Source organism: Acidovorax cavernicola, from assembly GCF_003581445.1.
Genome location: NZ_QXMN01000376.1, coordinates 1 through 523, shown reverse-complemented (window position 1 = coordinate 523; position 523 = coordinate 1). Strand labels below are relative to the sequence as shown.

1 protein-coding gene is annotated in these 523 nt (G+C 61.4%); it reads right to left on the bottom strand.

Annotation, left to right across the window (positions count from 1 at the left end; all coding sequences use genetic code 11):
* A partial coding sequence (locus tag D3H34_RS33755; RefSeq protein WP_119558940.1) for a catalase occupies positions 1-523 on the bottom strand: 523 nt, incomplete at both ends.

Here is a 523-nt window from a genome sequence, read left to right as displayed (position 1 = left end):
GCCATGACACCGACTTCGATCAGCGGGTAGTCCTTCTTGCTCCAGACCTTGGTCAGGTCGAAGGGGTGGAAGCGGTAGTGCTCGGCTTCGGCTTCGGGCATTACTTGGACGCACAGCTTCCACTTCGGGAAATCACCGCGGTCGATCGCCTCCAGCAGGTCGCGTTGCGAGCTTTCACGGTCGCCGGCGACCACGGCCGCAGCTTCGGCGTCGGTCAGGTTCTCGATGCCCTGCTGGGTGATGAAGTGGAACTTCACGTAAAAGCGCTCGTTCTGCGCGTTGTAGAAGCTGTAGGTATGCGAGCCGAAGCCGTGCATGTGGCGGTAGCCCTTGGGAATGCCGCGGTCGCTCATCACGATGGTGATCTGGTGCAGGGCTTCGGGCAGGCCGGTCCAGAAGTCCCAGTTGTTTTCCGGCGAGCGCATGTTGGTGTACGGATCGCGCTTGACGGCCTTGTTCAGGTCGGGGAACTTGAGCGGGTCGCGGAAGAAGAACACGGGCGTGTTGTTGCCCACCATGTCCC